The 21701-nt window shown below is 72.0% G+C and carries 24 protein-coding genes; 9 read left to right on the forward strand and 15 right to left on the reverse strand.

Translation table 11 applies throughout. The annotated features are described in order from the left end of the window. Positions 1-3: 3 nt before the first annotated feature. Positions 4-519, forward strand: coding sequence for a hypothetical protein (locus BFF78_RS15200; protein WP_069778849.1), 516 nt, complete (start codon positions 4-6; stop codon positions 517-519). Between the two features lie 63 nt (positions 520-582). Here the strand turns inward: BFF78_RS15200 and BFF78_RS15205 are convergent, their stop codons facing one another. Beyond that, the gene (locus BFF78_RS15205) at positions 583-1338 is read right to left on the reverse strand and encodes a hypothetical protein (RefSeq protein WP_165289364.1); all 756 of its coding nucleotides are present in this window, start codon (positions 1336-1338) and stop codon (positions 583-585) included. A gap of 238 nt (positions 1339-1576) precedes the next feature. Between BFF78_RS15205 and BFF78_RS15210 the strand changes: the two genes are divergently transcribed. The 3 genes from BFF78_RS15210 to BFF78_RS15220 are packed head-to-tail and all read left to right on the forward strand — an operon-like array spanning position 1577 to position 4650. Further along, a complete protein-coding gene (locus tag BFF78_RS15210) occupies positions 1577-2869 on the forward strand; it encodes a magnesium transporter MgtE N-terminal domain-containing protein (protein ID WP_069778850.1) in 1293 nt (430 codons plus the stop codon). Further along, positions 2859-3473, forward strand: a complete 615-nt coding sequence (locus tag BFF78_RS15215) for a DUF1003 domain-containing protein (RefSeq protein ID WP_069778851.1) — start codon at positions 2859-2861, stop codon at positions 3471-3473. Before BFF78_RS15210 ends, BFF78_RS15215 begins: the two co-directional genes overlap by 11 nt. Before the next feature lie 43 nt (positions 3474-3516). Beyond that, on the forward strand, positions 3517-4650 hold the full coding sequence (locus BFF78_RS15220) for an Mrp/NBP35 family ATP-binding protein (protein WP_069778852.1): 1134 nt from the start codon (positions 3517-3519) through the stop codon (positions 4648-4650). A gap of 79 nt (positions 4651-4729) precedes the next feature. Here the strand turns inward: BFF78_RS15220 and BFF78_RS15225 are convergent, their stop codons facing one another. The 5 genes from BFF78_RS15225 to sigE all read right to left on the reverse strand — a co-directional run bounded on the left by BFF78_RS15225 (position 4730) and on the right by sigE (position 10893). Further along, positions 4730-5395 (reverse strand): hypothetical protein, encoded by a 666-nt coding sequence (locus BFF78_RS15225; RefSeq protein WP_069778853.1) that lies wholly within the window; start codon positions 5393-5395, stop codon positions 4730-4732. A 238-nt stretch (positions 5396-5633) separates the two neighbouring features. Then, positions 5634-6080 carry a sec-independent translocase gene (locus tag BFF78_RS15230; RefSeq protein WP_069778854.1) on the reverse strand — a complete coding sequence of 149 codons (447 nt, stop codon included), beginning with the start codon at positions 6078-6080 and terminating at the stop codon, positions 5634-5636. Positions 6081-6164: 84 nt separating this feature from the next. Then, entirely contained in the window at positions 6165-8258 is a 2094-nt protein-coding gene (locus BFF78_RS43245) for a S1C family serine protease (protein ID WP_472573263.1), read from the reverse strand. Positions 8259-9148: 890 nt separating this feature from the next. Next, the gene (locus tag BFF78_RS15240; protein ID WP_079161322.1) at positions 9149-10186 is read right to left on the reverse strand and encodes a zf-HC2 domain-containing protein; all 1038 of its coding nucleotides are present in this window, start codon (positions 10184-10186) and stop codon (positions 9149-9151) included. After that, on the reverse strand, positions 10183-10893 hold the full coding sequence (gene sigE / locus BFF78_RS15245) for an RNA polymerase sigma factor SigE (protein WP_079161323.1): 711 nt from the start codon (positions 10891-10893) through the stop codon (positions 10183-10185). The genes BFF78_RS15240 and sigE overlap by 4 nt, the downstream gene beginning before the upstream one ends. 245 nt (positions 10894-11138) lie before the next feature. On the opposite strand from sigE, the gene BFF78_RS15250 reads away from it, so the two are divergent. Then, entirely contained in the window at positions 11139-11837 is a 699-nt protein-coding gene (locus BFF78_RS15250; protein ID WP_079161324.1) for an O-methyltransferase, read from the forward strand. Positions 11838-11921: 84 nt separating this feature from the next. Here the strand turns inward: BFF78_RS15250 and BFF78_RS15255 are convergent, their stop codons facing one another. Both BFF78_RS15255 and BFF78_RS46190 read right to left on the reverse strand, forming a co-directional pair. Continuing rightward, positions 11922-12089, reverse strand: a complete 168-nt coding sequence (locus BFF78_RS15255; RefSeq protein ID WP_069778857.1) for a DUF3117 domain-containing protein — start codon at positions 12087-12089, stop codon at positions 11922-11924. A 143-nt stretch (positions 12090-12232) separates the two neighbouring features. Then, positions 12233-12397 (reverse strand): hypothetical protein, encoded by a 165-nt coding sequence (locus BFF78_RS46190; RefSeq protein ID WP_159033007.1) that lies wholly within the window; start codon positions 12395-12397, stop codon positions 12233-12235. Positions 12398-12453: 56 nt separating this feature from the next. Here BFF78_RS46190 and chcB point away from each other — a divergent pair, with 56 nt between their 5' ends. Next, positions 12454-13263, forward strand: coding sequence for a 2-cyclohexenylcarbonyl CoA isomerase (chcB, locus tag BFF78_RS15260; protein WP_472573264.1), 810 nt, complete (start codon positions 12454-12456; stop codon positions 13261-13263). A 114-nt stretch (positions 13264-13377) separates the two neighbouring features. On the opposite strand, the gene BFF78_RS15265 is transcribed toward chcB, so the two are convergent. From BFF78_RS15265 to BFF78_RS15275, 3 genes are read right to left on the reverse strand one after another with little or no spacing between them, the layout of a single operon-like run. Next, positions 13378-14019, reverse strand: a complete 642-nt coding sequence (locus tag BFF78_RS15265) for an N-acetyltransferase (protein ID WP_069778859.1) — start codon at positions 14017-14019, stop codon at positions 13378-13380. Between the two features lie 3 nt (positions 14020-14022). Further along, positions 14023-14613: a DNA-3-methyladenine glycosylase I gene (locus tag BFF78_RS15270; RefSeq protein ID WP_069778860.1), complete on the reverse strand. Its 591-nt coding sequence runs from the start codon at positions 14611-14613 to the stop codon at positions 14023-14025. Then, a complete protein-coding gene (locus tag BFF78_RS15275; protein WP_069778861.1) occupies positions 14610-14966 on the reverse strand; it encodes a DivIVA domain-containing protein in 357 nt (118 codons plus the stop codon). The genes BFF78_RS15270 and BFF78_RS15275 overlap by 4 nt, the downstream gene beginning before the upstream one ends. Before the next feature lie 137 nt (positions 14967-15103). Here BFF78_RS15275 and folP point away from each other — a divergent pair, with 137 nt between their 5' ends. Next, entirely contained in the window at positions 15104-15964 is an 861-nt protein-coding gene (gene folP / locus BFF78_RS15280) for a dihydropteroate synthase (RefSeq protein WP_069778862.1), read from the forward strand. A 247-nt stretch (positions 15965-16211) separates the two neighbouring features. Here folP and BFF78_RS15285 read toward each other — a convergent pair whose 3' ends face one another. Both BFF78_RS15285 and dapE read right to left on the reverse strand, forming a co-directional pair. Further along, positions 16212-16970 (reverse strand): LOG family protein, encoded by a 759-nt coding sequence (locus tag BFF78_RS15285; RefSeq protein ID WP_069778863.1) that lies wholly within the window; start codon positions 16968-16970, stop codon positions 16212-16214. A 116-nt stretch (positions 16971-17086) separates the two neighbouring features. Then, positions 17087-18166 (reverse strand): succinyl-diaminopimelate desuccinylase, encoded by a 1080-nt coding sequence (gene dapE, locus BFF78_RS15290; protein WP_069778864.1) that lies wholly within the window; start codon positions 18164-18166, stop codon positions 17087-17089. Between the two features lie 89 nt (positions 18167-18255). Here dapE and BFF78_RS15295 point away from each other — a divergent pair, with 89 nt between their 5' ends. Both BFF78_RS15295 and BFF78_RS15300 read left to right on the forward strand, forming a co-directional pair. Next, complete coding sequence (locus tag BFF78_RS15295) at positions 18256-19248, forward strand: VldE C-terminal domain-containing protein (RefSeq protein ID WP_193433469.1); 993 nt, start codon at positions 18256-18258, stop codon at positions 19246-19248. A gap of 287 nt (positions 19249-19535) precedes the next feature. After that, positions 19536-19952 carry an ATP-binding protein gene (locus BFF78_RS15300; RefSeq protein WP_069778865.1) on the forward strand — a complete coding sequence of 139 codons (417 nt, stop codon included), beginning with the start codon at positions 19536-19538 and terminating at the stop codon, positions 19950-19952. 82 nt (positions 19953-20034) lie between these two features. Here BFF78_RS15300 and BFF78_RS15305 read toward each other — a convergent pair whose 3' ends face one another. Further along, a complete protein-coding gene (locus BFF78_RS15305) occupies positions 20035-21132 on the reverse strand; it encodes a bifunctional succinyldiaminopimelate transaminase/glutamate-prephenate aminotransferase (RefSeq protein WP_069778866.1) in 1098 nt (365 codons plus the stop codon). Between the two features lie 129 nt (positions 21133-21261). Then, positions 21262-21582 carry a ferredoxin gene (fdxA, locus tag BFF78_RS15310; protein ID WP_018561461.1) on the reverse strand — a complete coding sequence of 107 codons (321 nt, stop codon included), beginning with the start codon at positions 21580-21582 and terminating at the stop codon, positions 21262-21264. Positions 21583-21701 lie beyond the last annotated feature (119 nt).

Consider the following 21701-nt stretch of genomic DNA (forward strand, 5'->3'; position numbering starts at 1 on the left):
CGTATGACAAGCGAGCTGCTCGACCGGGCCCTCATCGAGGAGGCCGCGAAGAAGTCCGGCCTCATCTGGGTCAGGGGAGCCGAGGCCTCCGCCGCGCGTGCGCTGTGGCACGTGTGGCACGAGGGCGCGCTGTGCCTGGTCGGCGACGGGCCGGGTGAGCAGCCGCTCGAGGGGCTGGTCGACGGGGGCACGGCCGAGGTGACCGTGCGCAGCAAGGACAAGGGCGGCCGGCTGGTGACGTTCCGGGCGACCGTGTCCGAGGCGGCCCCCGGCTCCGAGGAGTGGGAGGCGGCCGTCGCCGAGCTGAAGGGCAAGCGCCTGAACGCCCCCGACGGCGAGGAGATGCCGGCCCGCTGGGCGCGCGAGTGCAGAGTGCTGCGCCTGACTCCGGCCGGGTCCGTGACGCCGTTGCCCGCCGGCAGCTTGGCCCAGCGACCGGTTCCGACCCCGGCGACCACCCGGAGGCCGATTCCCGCCGGGCTGCCGAAGCTGCTTTCGAAGCGACGAAAAAGCCGGTGACGCCGGGGGCCGGCCCGCGCCGTGCGGTACCGGCGCTTTCCCCGAGCCAACCCACCTGAGGAACTACGACGCCGGCAGCTGCTGCCCGTAATCTACGGTCTCACCCTTCGCGGGCTCGGCCACGGCGAAGTCCTTACCCCAGTCGGAGAAGCTGAGGGTCCCTGCGCCGCCGGCGCGGACCAGGCGGAGGGGATAGGGCGTGCCTTCGAGGGAGACGTCGAGGCTGCCGCCGGAACCCTTGTCGCCGGTGATGCGGATGGTGCGGGTACCCGCGTCGTCGTGGTGGCCGTCCGTCGCCAGCGTGCCGTGCAGGGTGAGCAGTCCGTCGAGGAGGACGTCCTTGTCCGTGAAGCCACTGAACTTCTTGTACGCGGGGTCGCCCTGCGGCACCTTCACGTACTTGCCGTTCAACGTGCCGGCCGCGCCGTCACCACCGCTGCCGCCCTTGCTCCCGGCCTGGTTCCAGAAGTCCGCGTCGGCCTTCAGATACAGCTGCTCGCCGATCCGCAGCAGCTTGAAGGTCGCCCCCTTCGAGGTCACCGAGCCGGTCCCGCCGTCGGCCTTCAGCCGCATGTCCAACTGGTACGTCCGGCCGCTGGTGACCACGCTGCCGGACAGCCGCACCGCCGCTGCGCCCTGGGCGGCCGCCCGGGTCTTGGCCTGGATCGTTTCGGCAGGCAGCTTGCCCACACCGTTCGTCCCCGCGTCGGGATTCTCGCCGCCGCACCCGGCCAGCACCGCCGTCCCCGTCACGGCGCAGGCGCAGAGCGCGGTCACCAGCGCGGCCCGGCGGGTACGGCCCTGGGGAATCGCAGTCACAGGTGGGGTCGCCTTTCTGACGGATCCTGAGCGGTGGACGGCAGCGTACCCGTGCCTCGGCCGCCGGGCGGAGCGAGTCCGTCCGGACCCCCCACCAGGGCGTATCCGAGCGGTACGGGCTAGCCTGAAGCGCACGCGAGCGGGCAAATCCGAGCAATTCACGGATCAATTCACAAAGAGAGCGGAACACCCGAGCACCGGGCGATTCCCAGCCCACGTCAGCAGAGGAAGCACAGCCATGGCAGCCGGCGCCCCCCGGATCTTCGTCTCGCACCTCGCCGGGGTCCCCGTCTTCGACCCGAACGGCGACCAGGTGGGCCGTGTGCGCGATCTGGTCGTGATGCTGCGCGTGGGCCGCAGGCCCCCGCGCGTCCTCGGACTGGTCGTCGAACTGTCCACCCGGCGCCGTATCTTCCTGCCCATGACCCGGGTCACCGGCATCGAGTCCGGGCAGGTCATCACCACCGGCGTGATGAACGTCCGGCGCTTCGAGCAGCGGCCCACCGAACGGCTCGTCTTCGGCGAGCTGCTGGACCGGACGGTGAAGCTGGTGGAGACCGGCGAACAGGTCACCGTCCTCGACGTGTCCGTGCAGCAGCTGCCGGCCCGCCGGGACTGGGAGGTCGACCGCGTCTTCGTCCGCAAGGGGAAGAAGGGCGGCGCCTTCCGGAGGGCCAAGGGCGAGACCCTGACCGCCGAGTGGTCGGCCGTCACCGGGTTCTCCCTGGAGGAGCACGGGCAGGGCGCCGAGAGCCTGCTCGCCACCTTCGAGCAGCTGCGCCCCGCCGACCTCGCCAACGTCCTGCACCACCTCTCCGCCAAGCGGCGCGCCGAGGTGGCCGCCGCCCTGGACGACGACCGCCTGGCCGACGTGCTCGAAGAGCTCCCGGAGGACGACCAGATCGAGATCCTCGGCAAGCTGAAGGAGGAGCGCGCGGCGGACGTCCTGGAGGCCATGGACCCCGACGACGCGGCCGACCTGCTCGGCGAGCTGCCCGAGGAGGACAAGGAGCGGCTGCTGAGCCTGATGCAGCCGGCCGACGCGGCCGACATGCGCCGCCTGATGTCCTACGAGGAGCACACGGCCGGCGGTCTGATGACCACCGAGCCGATCGTGCTGCGCCCGGACGCCACGGTCGCCGACGCGCTCGCGCGGGTCCGCAACCCCGACCTCTCCCCCGCGCTCGCCGCCCAGGTCTACGTCTGCCGACCACCCGACGAGACCCCGACCGGCAAGTACCTGGGCACGGTCCACTTCCAGCGGCTGCTGCGCGAGCCGCCCTACTCCCTGGTCAGCTCCATCGTCGACACCGACCTGCTGCCGCTGGACCCGGATGCCGCGCTGCGCGTCATCGCCGGGTTCTTCGCCACGTACGACATGGTCGCCGCGCCCGTGGTGGACGAGTCCGGGTCGCTGCTCGGCGCGGTCACCGTGGACGACGTACTGGACCACATGCTGCCCGAGGACTGGCGGGAGACGGAGTTCCACCTGAACGACGAGAACGAGGGGGTGGGCAGCCATGGCTCCTGAGCGTGACACCGCGACCCGCGAACGCAACCCGGCGGGCGCCACGGCCGCCACCCGGCACCGGACGCCCCGCCTGGACCAGCCGCGCCCGCCGCGCCGCCGGGTGCTGCCCGAATGGGACCCGGAGGCCTTCGGCCGGCTGTCGGAGCGGATCGCCCGCTTCCTGGGCACGGGACGCTTCATCGTCTGGATGACGGTGGTCATCATCCTGTGGGTGCTGTGGAACATCGCCGCGCCCGCCGGCCTGCGTTTCGACAACTACCCGTTCATCTTCCTGACCCTGGCGCTGTCCTTGCAGGCCTCCTACGCCGCCCCGCTGATCCTGCTCGCGCAGAACAGGCAGGACGACCGCGACCGGGTCAACCTGGAGCAGGACCGCAAGCAGAACGAGCGGTCCATCGCCGACACCGAGTACCTGACCCGGGAGATCGCCGCGCTGCGCATGGGCCTGGGCGAGGTCGCGACCCGCGACTGGATCCGCTCCGAGCTGCAGGACCTGGTCAAGGAGCTGGAGGAGCGACGACGACACGACGGGCACCCCGGGCACGTCGTATTCCCGGCGGAACGGTCAGATCGGTCCCCGGGACGTGACACAGACGACCGCTGAGGGGCATCCCGGACGCCCCTCGGTGCGCCGTACCATCGTCCTTATGGCTACGGAAGACCTGGTGCGCGAGGCACTGGCGACGGTGAACGACCCCGAGATCAACCGACCCATCACCGAACTGGGGATGGTCAAATCGGTCGAGATCGGTGCGGACGGTGCGGTCGCGGTGACCGTGTACCTGACCGTCTCCGGCTGCCCCATGCGCGAGACCATCACCCAGCGGGTGACCGAGGCGGTCTCCCGGGTCGAGGGCGTCACCCGCGTCGACGTCACGCTGGACGTGATGAGCGACGAGCAGCGCAAGGAACTGGCGGCGGCCCTGCGCGGCGGCCAGGCCGAGCGCGAGGTCCCCTTCGCCAAACCCGGCAACCTGACCCGCGTCTACGCGGTCGCCTCCGGCAAGGGCGGCGTCGGCAAGTCCTCGGTGACGGTCAACCTCGCGGCGGCGATGGCGGCCGACGGCCTCAAGGTGGGCGTCGTCGACGCCGACATCTACGGCCACAGCGTGCCGCGCATGCTGGGCGCGGACGGCCGTCCCACCCAGGTCGAGAACATGATCATGCCGCCGTCGGCGAACGGCGTGAAGGTCATCTCCATCGGCATGTTCACCCCGGGCAACGCCCCGGTGGTCTGGCGCGGCCCGATGCTGCACCGCGCGCTCCAGCAGTTCCTCGCGGACGTCTACTGGGGCGACCTCGACGTCCTCCTGCTGGACCTCCCGCCCGGCACGGGTGACATCGCGATCTCGGTCGCCCAGCTGATCCCGAACGCCGAGATCCTGGTCGTGACGACGCCTCAGCAGGCGGCGGCCGAGGTCGCCGAGCGCGCCGGCTCCATCGCCGTACAGACCCACCAGAAGATCGTCGGCGTGGTCGAGAACATGTCCGGCCTGCCCTGCCCGCACTGCGGCGAGATGGTCGACGTCTTCGGCACGGGCGGCGGCCAGGTGGTCGCCGACGGCCTGACCCGCACCACCGGTGCGACGGTCCCGGTCCTCGGCAACATCCCCATCGACGTCCGCCTCCGCGAGGGCGGCGACGAGGGCAAGCCGGTGGTCCTGACCGACCCGGACTCCCCGGCGGGCAGCGCCCTGAGGGCGATCGCCGGGAAGCTGGGAGGACGGCAGCGGGGTCTGTCGGGCCTGTCGCTGGGGATCACACCGAAGAACAAGTTCTAGAGGGTCTTCCGGCGAGTTCCGAGGCTTTTCAGCAGGAGCTACGACGAAGGGGCGCCGAAACCATACGGCGCCCCTTCGGTCATGCGTAAGCGGAGACGTCCTTCACCACGGCGAACCCGAGACCGTACGCACTCATCCCCCGTCCGTACGCCCCCAGGTGCACCCCCGCCTCAGTCGTACCGGCAAGCACCCACCCGAACTCCGACTCCCGGTAATAGAACGAGGCCGCAACCCCGTCCACCGGCAGAGAGAGCCTCGACCACTCCGGGCCCTCGAGATCGTCGGCCAGCGCCCACGCGGTCTCCGTCTGCTGCTCCAGCCAGTCGTCCCGCAGACTGTGGTCCATCTGCCCGGGCCAGGTGAACGTCAGCAACCCCACCCCCGCCAGCCACGCCGCCGAGGACACCGACGTCGCCTCCAGCAACCCCGTACCGTCCGCACTCCGCCGGGACGGCTGCGCGGCAACCGTGACGACCACCGCGAACTTCTCCCGCGGCTCACCGGCGGAGCTGCTCTCGCTCCGTACGGAGGGCTCGTCACCGTGCCCGATCGAACCGTGCTCCACGGCGCCGTCGGCCGCCGTTCCCACCTGCATCAGCCAGCGCGGCCCGGTGAACGCCTCGTCGAGGCCGTACCACGGAAAGGGCGCCTGCAGGTAACCGTCGACCGTGCGCCGGGCGGAGGGGAGCTGTTGTCCGCCCTCCGCGATCGACGCCTGCGCGCCCACCCGACTCGTCGTCTCCATCTGGACGCCTCCTCGCTCTCGTCGGACCGGGGCGGCCCGCCCCCCTTCGGGCGTACTCGTCCGGTCCGCACAACAACTCGGCAGCATATCCACACCGGTGAGAGGCTCAGGGCAGGCGCTGGATGCGTGGGTCGCACGTACGACCTGTTCAAGCCGTGTGCGACGGGTGCGTGCTATGAAACGCGTCACGTGCGCGGCATACGCCCGCGCGCGCGCGTGTCGGTGCCGGGCTGTGCGCCTAGGTGGCGTCCGCGTCGAAGGGCGGCCGGTCGTCCTGGCCGGGCTCCTCGGGCTTCTTGGTCATGTCGACACGCCCCGAGGAGGCGGCAGGCGCACCCGTGGACGACGCCGAGGCCTCGCTCTCCCGCCCCTGGACGGCGTCCGTGACCTCGGCCATCTCCTTCTTCAGGTCGAACCCGTTGCGGATCTCCTTCAGCCCCAGCTCGTCGCCGTCCAACTGCTTGCGGATGAACGTCTTGGGGTTGAGGTCCTCGAACTCGAAGTCCTTGAACTCCGGGCCCAGTTCGCTACGGATGTCCTGCTTGGCACTCTCCGAGAACTCGCGGATCTTCCTGATCGTGCGCGTGACGTCCTGGATGACCTTCGGGAGCTTGTCCGGACCGAAAACGAGCACGGCGAGCACAATGATCGTCACCAGCTCCAGTGGTCCTATGTCATTGAACACCTGACGCTCCTTGCGATGTCCTCGGTCGCTCAACGGTACCCGCCGTTCCTGTCCGACCGGTACCGTCCCGAGGTGAGACTTGTGTCAGTTCTGCTCCGCTGCGCCCAGTCGGAGCGGGACCTCCCGGTCCGTGCCGCCGCGCCGGACCGTCAGCCGCAGCGAGTCGCCGGGCCGGTGGGCGCGGATCTTGACGATCAGTTCCTCGGCCGTGTGCACCCGCTGACCGTCGACCTCGGTGATGACGTCTCCCGCCTTGAGCCCGGCCCGCTCGCCGGGGCCGCCGCGGCTCACGGCGGGGCCGCCGCCCGCGCTCTTGGTGTCGATACGGGCGCCGTCGCCGGTGTACCCCATGTCGAGGGTGACGCCGATCACGGGGTGGGTGGCGTGGCCGTCGTTGATCAGTTCCTCGGCGACCCGCTTGGCCTGGTTCACGGGGATGGCGAAGCCGAGACCGATGGAGCCGGACTGGCCGCTGTCCGTTTCGGAGCCGCTGTCGGCGGAACGGATGGCGGAGTTGATGCCGATGACCTGGGCACGGGAGTCGAGGAGCGGTCCACCGGAGTTGCCGGGGTTGATGGGCGCGTCGGTCTGCAACGCGTCGACGTACGAGACATCGCTCCCGTCGCCCTTCTCCCCGCCGGCCGTGATGGGCCGCTCCTTGGCGCTGATGATGCCGGAGGTGACGGTGTTGGCGAGGTCGAAGGGGGCGCCGATGGCTACGACGGGGTCGCCGACCCGGACGTCGTCGGAGTTGCCGAGGGGCAGCGGGGTGAGTCCGTGCACGCCGCGGACCTGGACGACGGCGAGGTCGTAGCCGCTGTCGTGCCCGATCACCGTGGCCTTGACGGTGTCACCGCTGCTGAACGTCACCGTTATCGCGCCGTCCGATCCGGCGGGCGCGACGACGTGGTTGTTGGTGAGGATGTGCCCCTGGGTGTCGAGCACGAAGCCGGTGCCGGTGTCCCCCTGGTCGGTGCCGGTGACGTGCAGGGTGACGACGCTGGGGAGCGCGCGGGAGGCTATCCCGGCCACACTGTCCGGCGCCCGCCCGGCGGGCACGCGACCGGCCTGCGGCAGATGCACACCACCGCCCAGCCCCGTCCGCTCGACATAGGCACCGACCACCCCTCCGATCCCGGCGGAGACGAGGGCGACGACAAGACTCCACACCACCAGAAACCGCTTACCCCGCCCTGCCGCCCCACCGGCACCGGCGTACTGCAGAGCCCCCCGCCCAAACACCTGCTCCGTGGGCGACCCGGCGGCCCAGGGGTCGTACCCCGGCCCTGAACCATCGGCAAGGAGGGGCACCGCGATGGGCACCGCCTGGGAGCTTGTGGGGGCGGCGGTTCCGGGGGTGGGAGCTCCGGGGGTGGGAGCACCGGGGGCGGGGGTGCCCGCCGCCGGGACGCCGGACGTGGGGGTGCCCGCAGTTGGGCCGCCGGGCGCGGGGGCGCCGGGGGCCTGGGTAATGGCGGCCGGAACGCCAGGGGCGGAGGCGCCGGGTGCTGGCGCGATGGGGGCGGGCACGGGGGTGGTGCCGCCGGGGGCGGGAGCGTCGGCCACAGGGGTGTGTGGCTCGGGTCCGGGTCCGGGCGCAGTCGCACCGGCTACGGGCGTGTGCTGCCCCGGTACGGGCACGGGACTTCCCGGCGCGAGGGCGGGAGTCCCGGGGGCCGAGGGCTGGGGTGCCATGGGTGAAGCCATGGGGATCGTGCCGGGCGCAGGTGCGCCGGTTGCGGGCGCTCGCAGCCCCGGCACGGGCACCGGAGTTCCCGGCGCGGAGGAGGGAGCCCCGGGGGCCGAGGCCTGGGGTGACATAGGTGAAGCCATGGAGGTCGTACCGGGCACAGGTGCGCTGGTTGCAGGCGCTTGCAGCCCCGGTACGGGCACGGGACTTCCCGGCGCGAGGGCGGGAGCCCCCTGAGCCGAGGCCTGGGGTGCAGTCGGTGGAGCCATCGGGGCGGGCATGGGCGTTCCCTGGGCCGAGGTGGCCGCCGGGTGCTGTACGGGCGGTGCGGGCGCCCAGGGGCCGGGCTCGCCGTACGGTGGGGTGCTGTAGGGGTCGGGGTCGTGCAACGGCTTCGGCCGCTCGGTGGGAGCCGCCCAGGCGTTGTCCCCGGGCCCGGGCGATACGACGGCCGTAGCAGCCCCGTCCGCCTCGGCACCGCCCGTCACCCCCGGAGCCGGCTTGGCCAGCTCGAAGTCCCCGCCCGCTACGGCCTCAGGCTGCTCAGCGTCACCGCTCTCGGCCCCGGCCACGCCCGTCCCGGCGCCCGGCGCCCCGGCCTTGTCCGTGCCGGCCTCCTCCAGGCCGACGCCTCCTGACCCAGCCCCGTGCGACCGCGTCCCCGCCGACCCGGCCGTCTCCGACCCAGCCTCGAACGACCCGGTCCCCAGCCCAGCCTCCACCGACCCGGTCTCCTCCAGCCCGGCCTCCACCGACCCAGACGCGTCCGGCCCGGTCTCCTCCAGCCCGGCGCCCACCGAACCGGCCCCATCCGCACCGGTCCTCGCCGAGCCGAACGTCTCCGACCCAGCCTCGAACGACCCGGTCCCCGGCCCAGCCTCCACCGGCCTGGCCTTTTTCACCCCGGCGTCCGTCGGTGCAGGCGTGTCCGGCCCGGTCTCTGTCATCTCCGTGTCCGTCGTCCCCGCCTGCTCCCCCTCAGCAGTCCGCGAGGACCCCGCTGCGACCGCCGGACGTGCCAGCTCGAAGTCGCCGGATTCGGGATCCGCCGGCTCCGTATCCACCGACCCGCGGTCCGCCGACCCGGGCTCCGTCGGCTCGGAACCCGTCGGCTCCGTTTCAGTCGCCGCGGCGCCGCCCGGTGTCTCAGCCCGATCGGCGCTGTCGCGCACCGCGCCCTCAGTGTGGTCGGGCGGTGTCAGACCCGCCGTTTCCTCCGGTGGGACACGGTTCCCCTTGTTCATGATCTCCCCACGGCCGGTCGCGGCCGCGTGTTTCGATGGCGGCAGCGGAACGTCGACTACGCCCCCGGGTCATCGCCGCGGGAACGGCCCTCACCGGATTCAACCAGGTTCGCGAGCCGTGGCGAAGTGGCCGGTCAGGGAGTCTGGTGGGGGGTGGACGGGGACGATGAGGCAGTGGCCGTGGTGTCGGGGGCGGGGGCGGACAGCAGACCGGAGCCGGTCACTCCAGGGAACGTGGACCATGCGGTGAGCGGATACACCACCGTGTCGTCGAGCGGACGTATCAGCGGTGAGACGGCGGCCGCGCCGGCCGTCAGCGGCGCGGTCAGATTGCGCATCGCCTCGTTCTGGGCCTGACCTGCACCGGAGGACGGCAGTCCGGGCACCAGCGGTGCCGACATCGAGGTCGGGGCCGCCGTCGACGGGCCGAACTGTGTGCCGCCCTGGGCGAGCAGCGGCCCCACCACGCGACGGCGCTGGGTGTCGGGTGTCGCCGCGCCCGTGCCGGCCGAGCGCGCCGGGACCACGTTGCTGCCGGAGCCGGAGCCGCCGCGGGCCTCCGCCGTGGTGTCACCGGGTACGCCGGCGGTCACGCCGCCGAGAGCGACCGCGGCCAGCGACACCGCGCCGGCGGCGACGACGGCGAACCGCAGACCGCGCGAGGCGGAGCGCCCGTCGTCCGGGCGGCCGACGGGATGGACGCGGAAGCCGCGCCCCTGCGGTGCCGGGGTGGCGAGGACCGGGCCGGCCGGGCCGTGCTGGCGCGCGGGGACGTACCCGAACGTGAAGCGCTCGCCGCGCCTCACTCCGAAGACGCCGAAGACGCCGGAGGCCGGGGTGGTTGCGGCACTCTCGTCGTCGGAACCGCGGCCGAAGAGTCCTCCCCCGGGCGGCGACATGCCGTCGCCGTCCAGATCACCCCCTCCGGGAAGGCCCTGGAGGCGGGCCAGGAGGCTCGCCGAGGGCGGCGGCGGGGCCGCCTCCGCGAACACGTTCTTCAGCCGACGCTGGGCGTCCGCCTCCGCCTTGCACCGGGCACACGTGGCCAGGTGCGCGAGGACCCGCTCACGCGACTCATGACCGAGCTCTCCGTCCACCAGGGCGGAGAGCCGGTCTCCCAGGTGCTGCTCTGCGAGGTGCGCCTCCGCAGGTTTGGGCCGGGATCCACTCACGCGGTCGCGCCCCCTCCCCCCAGAGCGGGGACACGGGCCAGGAACGAGCGCCGCTCGGCCGCACGGGCCTCCGGGGAGCGGTGCGCGAGGGCCTTGCGGAGCTGGGAGCGGCCACGGTGGATACGGGAGCGGACCGTGCCGAGCTTCACGCCCAGGGTCGCGGCGATCTCCTCGTACGACAGGCCCTCGATGTCGCACAGCACGACGGCGGCGCGGAACTCGGGTGCGAGGGTGTCCAGGGCCTGCTGGACGTCGGCGTCGAAGTGCGCGTCGTTGAAGAGCTGCTGCGGGGTGGGCTCGCGGCTGGCCAGGCGCTCGGCCGCGTCCTCGCCGAGGGCGTCGAAGCGGATGCGCTGCTTGCGCCGGACCATGTCCAGGAAGAGGTTCGTGGTGATGCGGTGCAGCCAGCCCTCGAAGGTACCCGGCGAGTACGTCGACAGGGAGCGGAAGACACGGACGAAGACCTCCTGGGTGAGGTCCTCGGCGTCGTGCTGATTGCCCGTCAGGCGGTAGGCCAGCCGGTAGACCCGGCCGCTGTGGGTGCTGACGATCTCCTCCCAGGTGGGCGGAGTCCACGCCTGCCCGTCCGCGTCGGTGGAGAAGGTCGCGGTCTGGGCCTCGCCTGCGGCGAAACCGGCGTGGTGGTCAGCAGCGGTGTCGGTCACGGATTTCGGCCTGCCCGCCGATCCGAGGAAGCGCCGCAGCACTCCACCCCGATCTCCAGGCGCAGCCGCACCTCCCCTGTCAGCTCTGGTGGTGTCCAGTGGAGCCCCTACCATAGCCACCTCGCCCGTTAGCTCCCCATAAGGGGTTTTACGAGAATTTGATCTGTGCTGATACGGCTCATACTGCTGCGTCAGCAGTTGATCGGCGTCCTGATCCACCCCTTGCACCCCGTCTTACCCCCGTCGCGTCCCGGGCCACCGTCTCATCCCTTTAAACGCCCGGTCCCATCTGCGGGTTCCCGGCACCAACGGATACAGTCACGCCCAGGCATCCACGGGGACAGGAGAGGGTCATTACCGGCAACCGGCAGACGAGCTGGGCGTTCGCCGACGCCTTTGTCGCCGAGGACGAAGCGCTGCGGTGGGCCCGCGACCGGGCCCGCGAGGCAGGGCTGCGCTCGGTGTCGCCCGGCACGGGCGCCGCGCTGCGTCTGCTCGCCGCCTCCGTGGACGCGAAGGCCGTCGCGGAGATCGGCACGGGCTGCGGGGTGTCCGGAATCCATCTGCTGCACGGCATGCGCCCGGACGGGGTGCTCACCACGGTCGACCCGGAGCCGGAGCACCAGCAGTTCGCCCGGCAGGCCTTCCGCGCCTGCGGCTTCGCCAGCAACCGGGCCCGCTTCATCCCCGGCCGCGCGCTCGACGTGCTCCCCCGGCTCGCGGACGCGGGCTACGACCTCGTCTTCTGCGACGGGGACCGGCTGGAGTACCTGGACTATCTCGCTGAATCGTTGCGCCTGCTACGGCCCGGCGGTCTGGTGGTCTTCGAAGGGGTCTTCGCGGGCGGCCGTACGGTGGACTCGGGGCCGCAGCCCACGGAGGTGCTGCGGCTGCGCGAGCTGTTGCGCACGGTGCGCGAGAGCGGGGAGCTGGTCCCCTCGCTGCTGCCGGTGGGCGACGGCCTGCTGTGCGCCGTCAAGCGCTGACCGGCCGGCCGCGGGGCCGCAGACGCGGCTGCCCCGGCACCGCGTACGATGCCGGGGCAGCCGGAAGGCAGGATCGCTGGGGTCTCAGCCGGCAACGTCCTGGAGGGCGTCGCCGAGCGCCTTGGCCTCGTCAGGGGTTAGCTCGACGACGAGTCGACCGCCGCCTTCGAGCGGAACGCGCATGACAATGCCCCGCCCCTCCTTGGTCACCTCGAGCGGGCCATCGCCCGTCCGCGGCTTCATGGCCGCCATGCTCGTTCCCCTTCCTGAAACCAGCTCATCGTCTGCCGGGAGCCCTCGAAGCTTTCCGCGGTTCCGGAACGGACACGCGACACCGGCATCGAACACATTGCTTCCCAGCCATTATCCCGCATCGCAGGACCCGATGACCAACATCAGTCGGCATCGCTTGGGCAACGCGCGCGAGCAAAACCACCCAATTCGGGGATGTGGCTGCGATACTGCACCACCGCACGGACATCCGCCGACCGGCTCCGCTCCGGTTTTCTTTGATGCAGGTCACATGTCCGCTCCGGCCCTTGGGCGGCGATCTCCGCCATGCTGTCCTTCAGACAGGGACGTACCGAGCGGTACGTCATCCGCGACACCGGAGGGGATCGCCATGGCCGACACCGTGCTCTACGAGGTGAGCGACGGACTCGCGACGATCACGCTGAACCGCCCCGAGGCGATGAACGCGCTGAACATCGCGACCAAGGTCGCCCTCCGGGAGGCGGCGGAATCCGCGGCGGGGGACACCGCTGTACGGGCGATCCTGCTGACCGCCGCCGGGGACCGGGCGTTCTGCGTCGGCCAGGACCTCAAGGAGCACATCGGGCTGCTCGCGGCCGACCGGGAGACCGGGGCGGGACAGACGATGAACACGGTCAAGGAGCACTACAACCCGATCGTGAAGGCTCTCGCCGGGGCGTCCAAGCCGGTGGTCGCCGCGGTGAACGGGGTCGCGGCCGGGGCCGGCTTCGGCTTCGCGCTCGCCGCGGACTACCGGCTGGTCGCCGACACCGCCGCCTTCAACACGTCGTTCGCGGGCGTGGCCCTGACCGCCGACTCCGGGATCTCCTGGACCCTGCCCCGGGTGATCGGTCCGGGCCGCGCCGCCGATCTGCTGCTCTTCCCGCGCAGCATCAGCGCCCAGGACGCGCTGGAACTGGGCATCGCCAACCGGGTCGTACCCGCCGCCGAGCTGCGCGCCGAGGCCGAGAAGACGGCGCGGGCGCTGGCCGAGGGGCCGACGGTGGCGTACGCGGCGATCAAGGAAGCGGTGGCCTACGGCCTCACGCACTCCCTCGCCGAGACCCTGGAGAAGGAGGACGAACTGCAGACCCGGGCCGGCCGGTCCGAGGACCACGCCATCGCCGTGCAGGCGTTCGTGAACAAGGAGAAGCCGAAGTACCTGGGCCGGTGAGGGCGGGGATCCGGGGCGCCGAAGGAGCCGGGCACTCGGGTGGTCCGTGAGGGCGGAAAGCGGCAGCGCAGTGGCGGATCCGCAGCCCGGCCCGCCCAGGCGCGGGCGGCGCCCCTAGCGTGCGCTGAGCAGGGCCTCCGCGCCCACGGGGCGGAAGCCGGCCGCCTGGAAGGCGCGCACGCTGCGGGCGTTGCCGGCGGCCTGCTGGGACCAGAGCCATTCGCCCGGAGGTATCAGGTGCCGGGCGGCCGTGGCCAGGGCGCGGCCCAGGCCCCGGTGCCGGGCGGGCTCGTCGACGTCGATCGCCGTCTCCCAGCGGCCCGCCACGCCCCGGCCGAGGACGACCACGCCGCCGTCCGTCGCCCAGACGCGGACGTCGTCCCGGCGGCCCCGCGCGCTGTGCACGCGCGGATGGTCCGGGTCGGCGAGTTCGCGCAGGTCCAGCGGGGGGTCGCCGGGCAGGGAGCTCGCCACGGTGAGCAGGTCTATGGTGTCGGTCGACCGGCCCGTGCGGGCCAGGAACGCGGCCAGGAAGCGGGGGTTCATCGCGGCCGCCAGTTCGTCGCAGTCGAGGGACGCGAGCGTGCTGCGCACCCAGTGCGGGTCCTCGTCGGTGAACACCACGGAGTGCGCGGTGAACGCGATCACTCCGGCATCGCGGTGGCTGGGCTGCGGCACCACCGTCGTACCGCCATCGGGCGGCGGGAAGTGGCCGTGGGCCGCCGCGTCCAGGATGTCGGCCAGGGTCCGCGACATGTGTCAGGCACCCCCGCTTCTGGCGACGCAGGCCTCCAGATGGTCGTTGACCAGGCCGCACGCCTGCATCAAGGCGTACGCGGTCGTCGGGCCGACGAATCTGAGGCCCCGTTTCTTCAGCGCCTTGGACAAGGCCGTGGACTCCGGCGTCACGGCCGGAACGTCGGCGAGGGTCTTCGGGGCCGGGCGGCCGGCCGGGTCGGGGGCGTGGGACCAGATCAGCTCGTCCAGCTCGCCCTCGGCCCAGTCGGCCAGCACGCGCGCGTTGGCGAGCGTGGCGTCGATCTTGGCGCGGTTGCGGATGATGCCGGGATCCGCCAGCAGGCGCTCGCGGTCCTCGTCGGTGAACACGGCGATCTTCTCGATGCGGAAGCCGGCGAAGGCCGCGCGGAAACCCTCGCGGCGGCGCAGGATCGTGATCCAGGACAGGCCCGACTGGAAGGCCTCCAGGCTGATCCGCTCGAAAAGGGCGTCGTCGCCGTGGACCGGGCGGCCCCACTCCTCGTCGTGGTACGACACGTAGTCCTCGGTGGACAGGGCCCACGGGCAGCGCAGGGCGCCGTCGGGTCCCGCGAGGGCGGCTCCGTCACTCACTTCTGGTCCTCCGGGTGGTCGGGCTTGCCCATGTGGACGTGTGCCGCCGCGGCTCTGGCGCCGGCCAGCGCGGACTCCAGGTCGGCGATACGGGCGTCCCGCTCGGCGAGTTCGGCGGCGAGCCGGCCGAGCGCGTCGTCGACGTCCGCCATGCGGTAGCCGCGCGGGGCCACCGGGAAGCGCAGGCTCTCCACGTCCGCGCGGTCCACCGGGCGGTCCGGGGGCAGCGGGTCCTGCAACCGCTCCGGTGCCACCTCGGGCAGCGGGCCGCTCCCGCCGCCGCCCACCACGGCGAGTGTCACCGCGGCGACCACGACGGCCAGCGCGACGACCAGGAACAAGAACATCACCATCGCCAGGGGTCCCCACGCTCCGTGCCGGACGTTGTGCCGGACGCTGAATCTGTCTGCGTCCGATCGTGCCATGCGAGTCCGACAGTTAGGGTCACAGGCGGCCGTACAGCAGGACGTACTAGGAGAGGGCACAGCGGATGCTCAGGCTGGGCAGGCGGGAATTCGGGCCTCACGAGCCGGTGATCATGGCGATCGTGAACCGGACGCCGGACTCCTTCTACGACCAAGGGGCCACCTTCCGCGACGAGCCGGCCCTCACACGTGTGGAGCAGGCGGTGGCCGAGGGCGCCGCGATCATCGACATCGGCGGGGTGAAGGCCGGGCCGGGCGAGGAGGTCACGGCCGAGGAGGAGGCACGGCGGACGGTCGGCTTCGTGGCGGAGGTACGGCGCCGCTTCCCGAACGTGATCATCAGCGTGGACACCTGGCGGGCCGAGGTCGGCGAGGCGGTGTGCGAGGCGGGGGCGGATCTGCTGAACGACGCGTGGGGTGGCGTGGATCCGGGGCTCGCGGAGGTCGCCGCGCGGTACGGGGTGGGGCTGGTGTGCACGCACGCGGGTGGCGTCCAGCCGCGTACGCGCCCGCACCGGGTGACGTACGACGACGTCGTGGCCGACATCCTCGAGGTGACCCTGGGTCTGGCCGAGCGGGCGGTGTCGCTCGGGGTGCCGCGGGAGTCGGTGCTGATCGATCCCGGGCACGACTTCGGGAAGAACACGCGGCACAGTCTCGAGGCGACGCGGCGGCTGGACGAGATGGTGGCCACGGGGTGGCCGGTGCTGGTGTCCTTGTCCAACAAGGACTTCGTGGGGGAGACGTTGGACCGGCCGGTGAAGGAACGGCTGATCGGTACGTTGGCGACGACCGCGGTGTCGGCGTGGCTCGGGGCGCGGGTGTACCGGGTGCACGAGGTGGCCGAGACCCGTCAGGTGCTGGAGATGGTCGCGTCCATCGCCGGGCACCGGGTCCCTGCGGTGGCGCGCCGGGGTCTGGCCTAGCCACCAGGGGGCTCCGCCCCCTGAACCCCCGCTCGCCCCCACCCGTCTCGCTCGGCCGAGAGGCTGAGGCGGTGGGCTGGGGTGGGTGGGTGTGCGGCGGCAAGGGGGCAGCCGGCCGAGTCGGGTGGTGGGTGGGCATAGGCGAAGCCCCCGGGGCGGTGCAGTGCGCCGGGGACGGTGCATGGCGGTGCACTGCGCCGGGGACGGTGGCGTACCGGGTGAGCCTGAGCCCCGTCGAAGCCCCGCGCTAGCGGGCCGCCTCCTTCGAGACCAGGGCCACCGCCTCGTCGACCTCGTCCGTGACGTGGAAGAGGAGGAGGTCCTTCTCGGCGGCCTTGCCCTGGGCGACCAGGGTGTTCTTCAGCCAGGCCACCAGGCCGCCCCAGTACTCGGTGCCGAAGAGGACGATCGGGAAGCGGGTGACCTTCTGGGTCTGGACCAGGGTCAGGGCCTCGAAGAGTTCGTCCAGGGTGCCCAGGCCGCCCGGCAGGACCACGAAACCTTGCGCGTATTTCACAAACATCATTTTTCGCACAAAGAAGTAGCGGAAGTTCAGGCCGATGTCGACGTAGGGGTTCAGCCCCTGCTCGAAGGGCAGTTCGATACCCAGGCCCACCGAGACGCCGCCCGCCTCGCAGGCGCCCTTGTTGGCGGCCTCCATCGCACCGGGGCCGCCTCCCGTGATCACCGCCCAGCCGGCTTCCACCAGGCCCCGGCCGAGCCGCACCCCCGCGTCGTACTCCGGCGAGTCCACCGGCGTACGCGCCGAGCCGAACACGCTGATGGCAGGCGGGAGTTCGGCCAGCGTGCCGAAGCCCTCGATGAACTCCGACTGGATGCGCAGCACCCGCCAGGGGTCGGTGTGGACCCAGTCCGTGGGGGCTCGCTCGTCCAGCAGACGCTGGTCCGTCGTGCTCGGCGTCACCTGTCCTCGGCGGCGGAGGACCGGCCCCAGACGCTGCTCGTCCGGCGGGATCTTCTTCCCCTCGGGATTCCCGGTAGGCATGTGCGCTCCCTCCGCTTGCGGGTGGTTCCACCTCAGCGTAGATCCACGCCGGTTGCGGAGGGGGGACATGCGCATGTCCGGCACGCGTGCGGCGCACGGGCGGACGGGCCGACGGGCTACGCGGTGAGCCAGGTGCGCAGGCGCTCCTCGCCCGCCAGGATCTTGGCCGTCTCCACCCGCTCGTCGCGCTTGTGGGCCAAGTGCGGGTTGCCCGGGCCGTAGTTGACGGCCGGGATGCCGAGCGCGGAGAAGCGGGAGACGTCCGTCCAGCCGTACTTGGGCCGCGGGGTGCCGCCCACCGCCTCGATGAAGGCCGCCGCGGCCGGGTGGGAGAGGCCGGGCAGCGCGCCGCCGCTGTGGTCGTCGACCACGAACTCCTCCACCCCGCAGTCCGCGAACACCTCGCGGACGTGCGCGATCGCCTCCTGCTCGGTGCGGTCGGGGGCATAGCGGAAGTTGACCGTGACCACGCACTCGTCGGGGATGACGTTGCCGGCCACTCCCCCGCCGATGCGCACCGCGTTCAGGCCCTCGCGATACTCCAGGCCGTCGATCAGCGGCCAGCGCGGCTCGTAGGACGCCAGGCGGGCCAGGATGGGTGCCGCCGCGTGGATGGCGTTGGAGCCCATCCAGGAGCGCGCCGAGTGGGCCCGCTCGCCCCTCGTCTTCAGCAGCATGCGCAGGGTGCCCTGGCAGCCGCCCTCGACCTCGCCGTCGGAGGGCTCCAGCAGGACCGCGAAGTCGCCCTCCAGCCACTGCGGATGGGCCTTGGCGACGTGCCCCAGGCCATTGCGGTCGGCGGCGACCTCCTCGTTGTCGTAGAAGACGAAGGTCAGGTCGCGGTTGGGGACGGGGACCGTGGCCGCGATGCGCAGCTGGACCGCCACGCCCGACTTCATGTCGCAGGTGCCGCAGCCCCACAGCACGCCGTCCTCGTCCAGGCGCGAGGGCACGTTGTCCGCGATCGGGACGGTGTCGATGTGGCCGGCCAGGATCACGCGCTCGGCGCGGCCCAGGTTCGTACGGGCGATCACGTTGTTGCCGTAGCGGTCGACCGTCAGGTGCGGCAGGGCGCGCAGGGCGGTCTCGATCGCGTCCGCGAGCGGCTTCTCGGTGCCGCTCTCGGAGGGGAAGTCCACCAGCTGTGCGGTGAGCGCGGCGGCGTCGAGCGTGAGGTCAAGCGAGGTGTCGGCCATGGCGTCGACCCTAGCGCGGCCCCCCGGCCGGGGCAGTGGTCGCCGGACCCCCCGTGAGGGCCGGGCGGGGCTCCAGTACCTTGTTAGGCGTGTCAGAGCCGTCCCCCACCCGTCCCAAGCGTCGCGGCCGCCTCTTCCGTTTCGCCGCGGCCCTGTTGGTCCTGAGCGGTGTCGCCGCGTACCTCGTGGTGCAGTACGTCACCGGAGGCGGCGGAGCGCGCGGCTGCAAGGTGATCTCGGCCGACGGCGACGGGACGTCGTACGAGTTCACGCCGGAGCAGGCGGTGAACGCGGCGACGATCGCGGCCGTCGGCACCGGGCGCGGGATGCCCGAGCGGGCCGTGACGATCGCGCTGGCGACCGCGCTGCAGGAGTCGGGGCTGCGCAACATCGAGCACGGCGACCGGGACTCGCTGGGCCTGTTCCAGCAGCGGCCCTCGCAGGGCTGGGGCACCGAGCAGCAGATCATGGACCCCGCGTACGCGGCGGGCATCTTCTACGCCCATCTGGCCAAGGTGCCGAACTACACCGATCTGCCGCTGACCAGGGCGGCCCAGGAGGTGCAGCGCAGCGGCTACCCGGAGGCGTACGCCAAGCACGAGCCGGACGCGAAGCTGCTGGCGGCGGCGCTGACCGGACGTGCGGCGGCCACCCTGACCTGTGACGGCCGCACGGACGCTGCGGCCGCGGCGACCGGCCCGGACGCCGTACGCGCCGCGCTGGTACGGGACTTCGGGCGGGACGCGCTGCAGGAGACCGGTGCGCAGGTGGGCGGTACGCCCGTGCCGCCGCCGTCTCCCTCGCCGAGCGTGACCGCGACCGCGCAGGGGCGGACCGTCACCGTGCCGGTGCCGCAGGGCACGAAGATCGACGCGATCGGGCGTGGTCAGCGGCAGCGGGGCTGGCAGCTGGCGCAGTGGGCCGTCGCCAACTCCTCGGCGCTGCACATCCAGCGGGTGTCGTATGCGGGGCGGGAGTGGGCCTCCGGAAGCGACGGCGGCCAGTGGAAGCCGGCCGCTTCGGACGGGGGCGGCGCTGTGGGGACGTCCATGGGGATCGTCCGGATCGTGGCCGGACAGTAGTACGGGGGATCACCCCGAGGGGTGGTGCGGCGCCGGTTCGGCGTGCCGCCCCGGCGAGATACGTGCCCACTGTGGAATCCCTTGGAAATCAAGGGACGTAAGGATTCTTCGGGATTTCGGGCGGATGTTCTTTGCCCGTTTTTATCCACACCTGATAATGCGATGCGTTATCCATTCTTTACCTGGGGCGTCCGCAACCTTCGCGGGCTTCGAGCGGTAGTCACGGCGTCCGAGCCCGGAGCCGGGTCCGGACACAGACACCGTTCTCTCCCGTCGAATGGAGCATCATGTCCCTCCCTCTGACCCGCCGGATCGCCCGTGCCGCGCTGCTCGTCGCAGCGGGAGCGGCTGCGGGGGTCGGTGCGGCCGGCTCCGCCGGTGCGGCCACGAACCTGCCGGTCGCGACCCCGAACACGGGTGGTCTGACCGCCCCGGACACGGCGAACGTCGGCGGCACCGTCGAGGGTGCCACGCAGAACGCCACCTCGCTCGCCGCCGCCACGGGCGGCAAGGCCGTCGGGCAGACCCTGCCGGGCGCGGCCAAGACCGGTACCGGCGCCGTGAAGAAGACGACGCCGGTGGCCCAGAAGGCCGCCGGGGCAGCGGCCGGGGCGGCGGGAAGCGTCGTCGGGGACGCCGCGTCCTCCACGACCAAGAGTGGGCTGCCGCAGCTGCCGGTGCAGGGTGGGCTGCCGCTCGGCTAAGCGGCCGACGTTGACCGCCGACGGGGTCCAGGGAGTTCCCCTGGACCCCGTCGGCTTTCGTCTTGCGGGCGGTGAGGCGGGGTCAGACCGTCAGGCGGGACACCGCCGCCTGGATCCGTTCGTCCGTCGCCGTCAGCGCGACCCGTACGAACCTCTCGCCCGCCTCGCCGTAGAAGTCGCCCGGTGCGACCAGGATGCCCAGGCCGGCCAGGTGGGCGACCGTCTGCCAGCAGGACTCGTCCCTCGTGGCCCAGAGGTAGAGGCTGGCCTCGCTGTGTTCGATGCGGAAGCCGTGGGACAGCAGAGCCGCCCGGAGTGCATCGCGGCGGGCGGCGTAGCGCTCGCGCTGTTCGTGGACGTGGGTGTCGTCGCCCAGGGCGGCCACCGCCGCCGCCTGGGTCGGCGCGGAGGTCATCATGCCGCCGTGCTTGCGGATCTCCAGCAGCGGGCCGAGGACGGCCGGGTCACCGGCGATGAAGGCCGCGCGGTAGCCGGCGAGGTTGGAGCGCTTGGAGAGGGAGTGGACGGCCACGATGCCGTCGTAGGAGCCGCCGTTGACGTCCGGGTGCAGGACCGAGACCGGGTCGGCCTCCCAGCCCAGTTCCAGGTAGCACTCGTCGGAGAAGAGCAGGATGCCGTGGGCACGGGCCCAGGCGACGATGTCCGTCAGGTCCTGCCGGGGGATGACCTTGCCCGTCGGGTTGGACGGGGAGTTCAGCCAGAGGAGCTTCAGGCCTGCGGGGTCGAGTTCGCGCGGGTCGTCGTAGACCTCGTAGCCGGCGCGGGCGAGGCGGGCGCCGACCTCGTAGGTGGGGTAGGCGAGGCGCGGGTAGGCCACCTTGTCGCCGGGGCCGAGGCCCAGCTGGGTCGGCAGCCAGGCGACCAGCTCCTTGGAGCCGACGACCGGCAGGACATGGCGGTGGGTGAGGTCGCGGGCGCCCAGGCGGCGCTCCAGCCAGCCGGTGATCGCGTCGCGCAGCGCCGGGGTGCCCCAGACGGTCGGGTAGCCCGGGGAGTCGGCCGCGTCGATCAGGGCCTTCTGGATCAGTTCGGGCACCGGGTCGACCGGGGTGCCCACGGAGAGGTCGACGATCCCGTCGGGGTGCGCGGCGGCCGTCTTCTTGTACGGCTCCAGCTTGTCCCAGGGGAAGGTGGGGAGCCGGTCGGAGACTGCAGACAAGGGAATCAGGCTCACTTTCGTACGGTGTCGGCAAACGCCTCGGTCCCGTGCGGCGGTGATCGGGGTGATCGGGCCGTACGGGACCGAGGCGGCGCAGTTGCGGACGGCCGCTTGGCGCTTAGAGGGTCGTCACTCGCCCTGCGGCGGGAGCGCGGCGATGAAGGGGTGGTCGCGCTCGATCAGCCCCAGCTTGCTGGCGCCGCCGGGAGACCCGAGCTCGTCGAAGAACTCGACGTTCGCCTTGTAGTAGTCCTTCCACTCCTCCGGAGTGTCGTCCTCGTAGAAGATCGCCTCGACCGGGCAGACCGGCTCACAGGCACCACAGTCGACGCATTCGTCCGGGTGGATGTACAAGGACCGCTGGCCCTCGTAGATGCAGTCGACCGGGCACTCCTCGATGCACGCCTTGTCCTTGACGTCGACACAAGGCTGCGCGATGACGTAGGTCACGCTGTCGTTCCTCCTCGATAGGGCGCTGGCGGGCCTCCTCAGGCTCCGCCGCCTGGCGCGCGGGAGCGCGGCGTCGTCGATGCCCGCCCCTAGTATCTCCGTTCCGGAGCATGATCCGA

The sequence above is a fragment of the Streptomyces fodineus genome, assembly GCF_001735805.1.
GTDB classification, from domain to species: Bacteria; Actinomycetota; Actinomycetes; order Streptomycetales; family Streptomycetaceae; genus Streptomyces; species Streptomyces fodineus.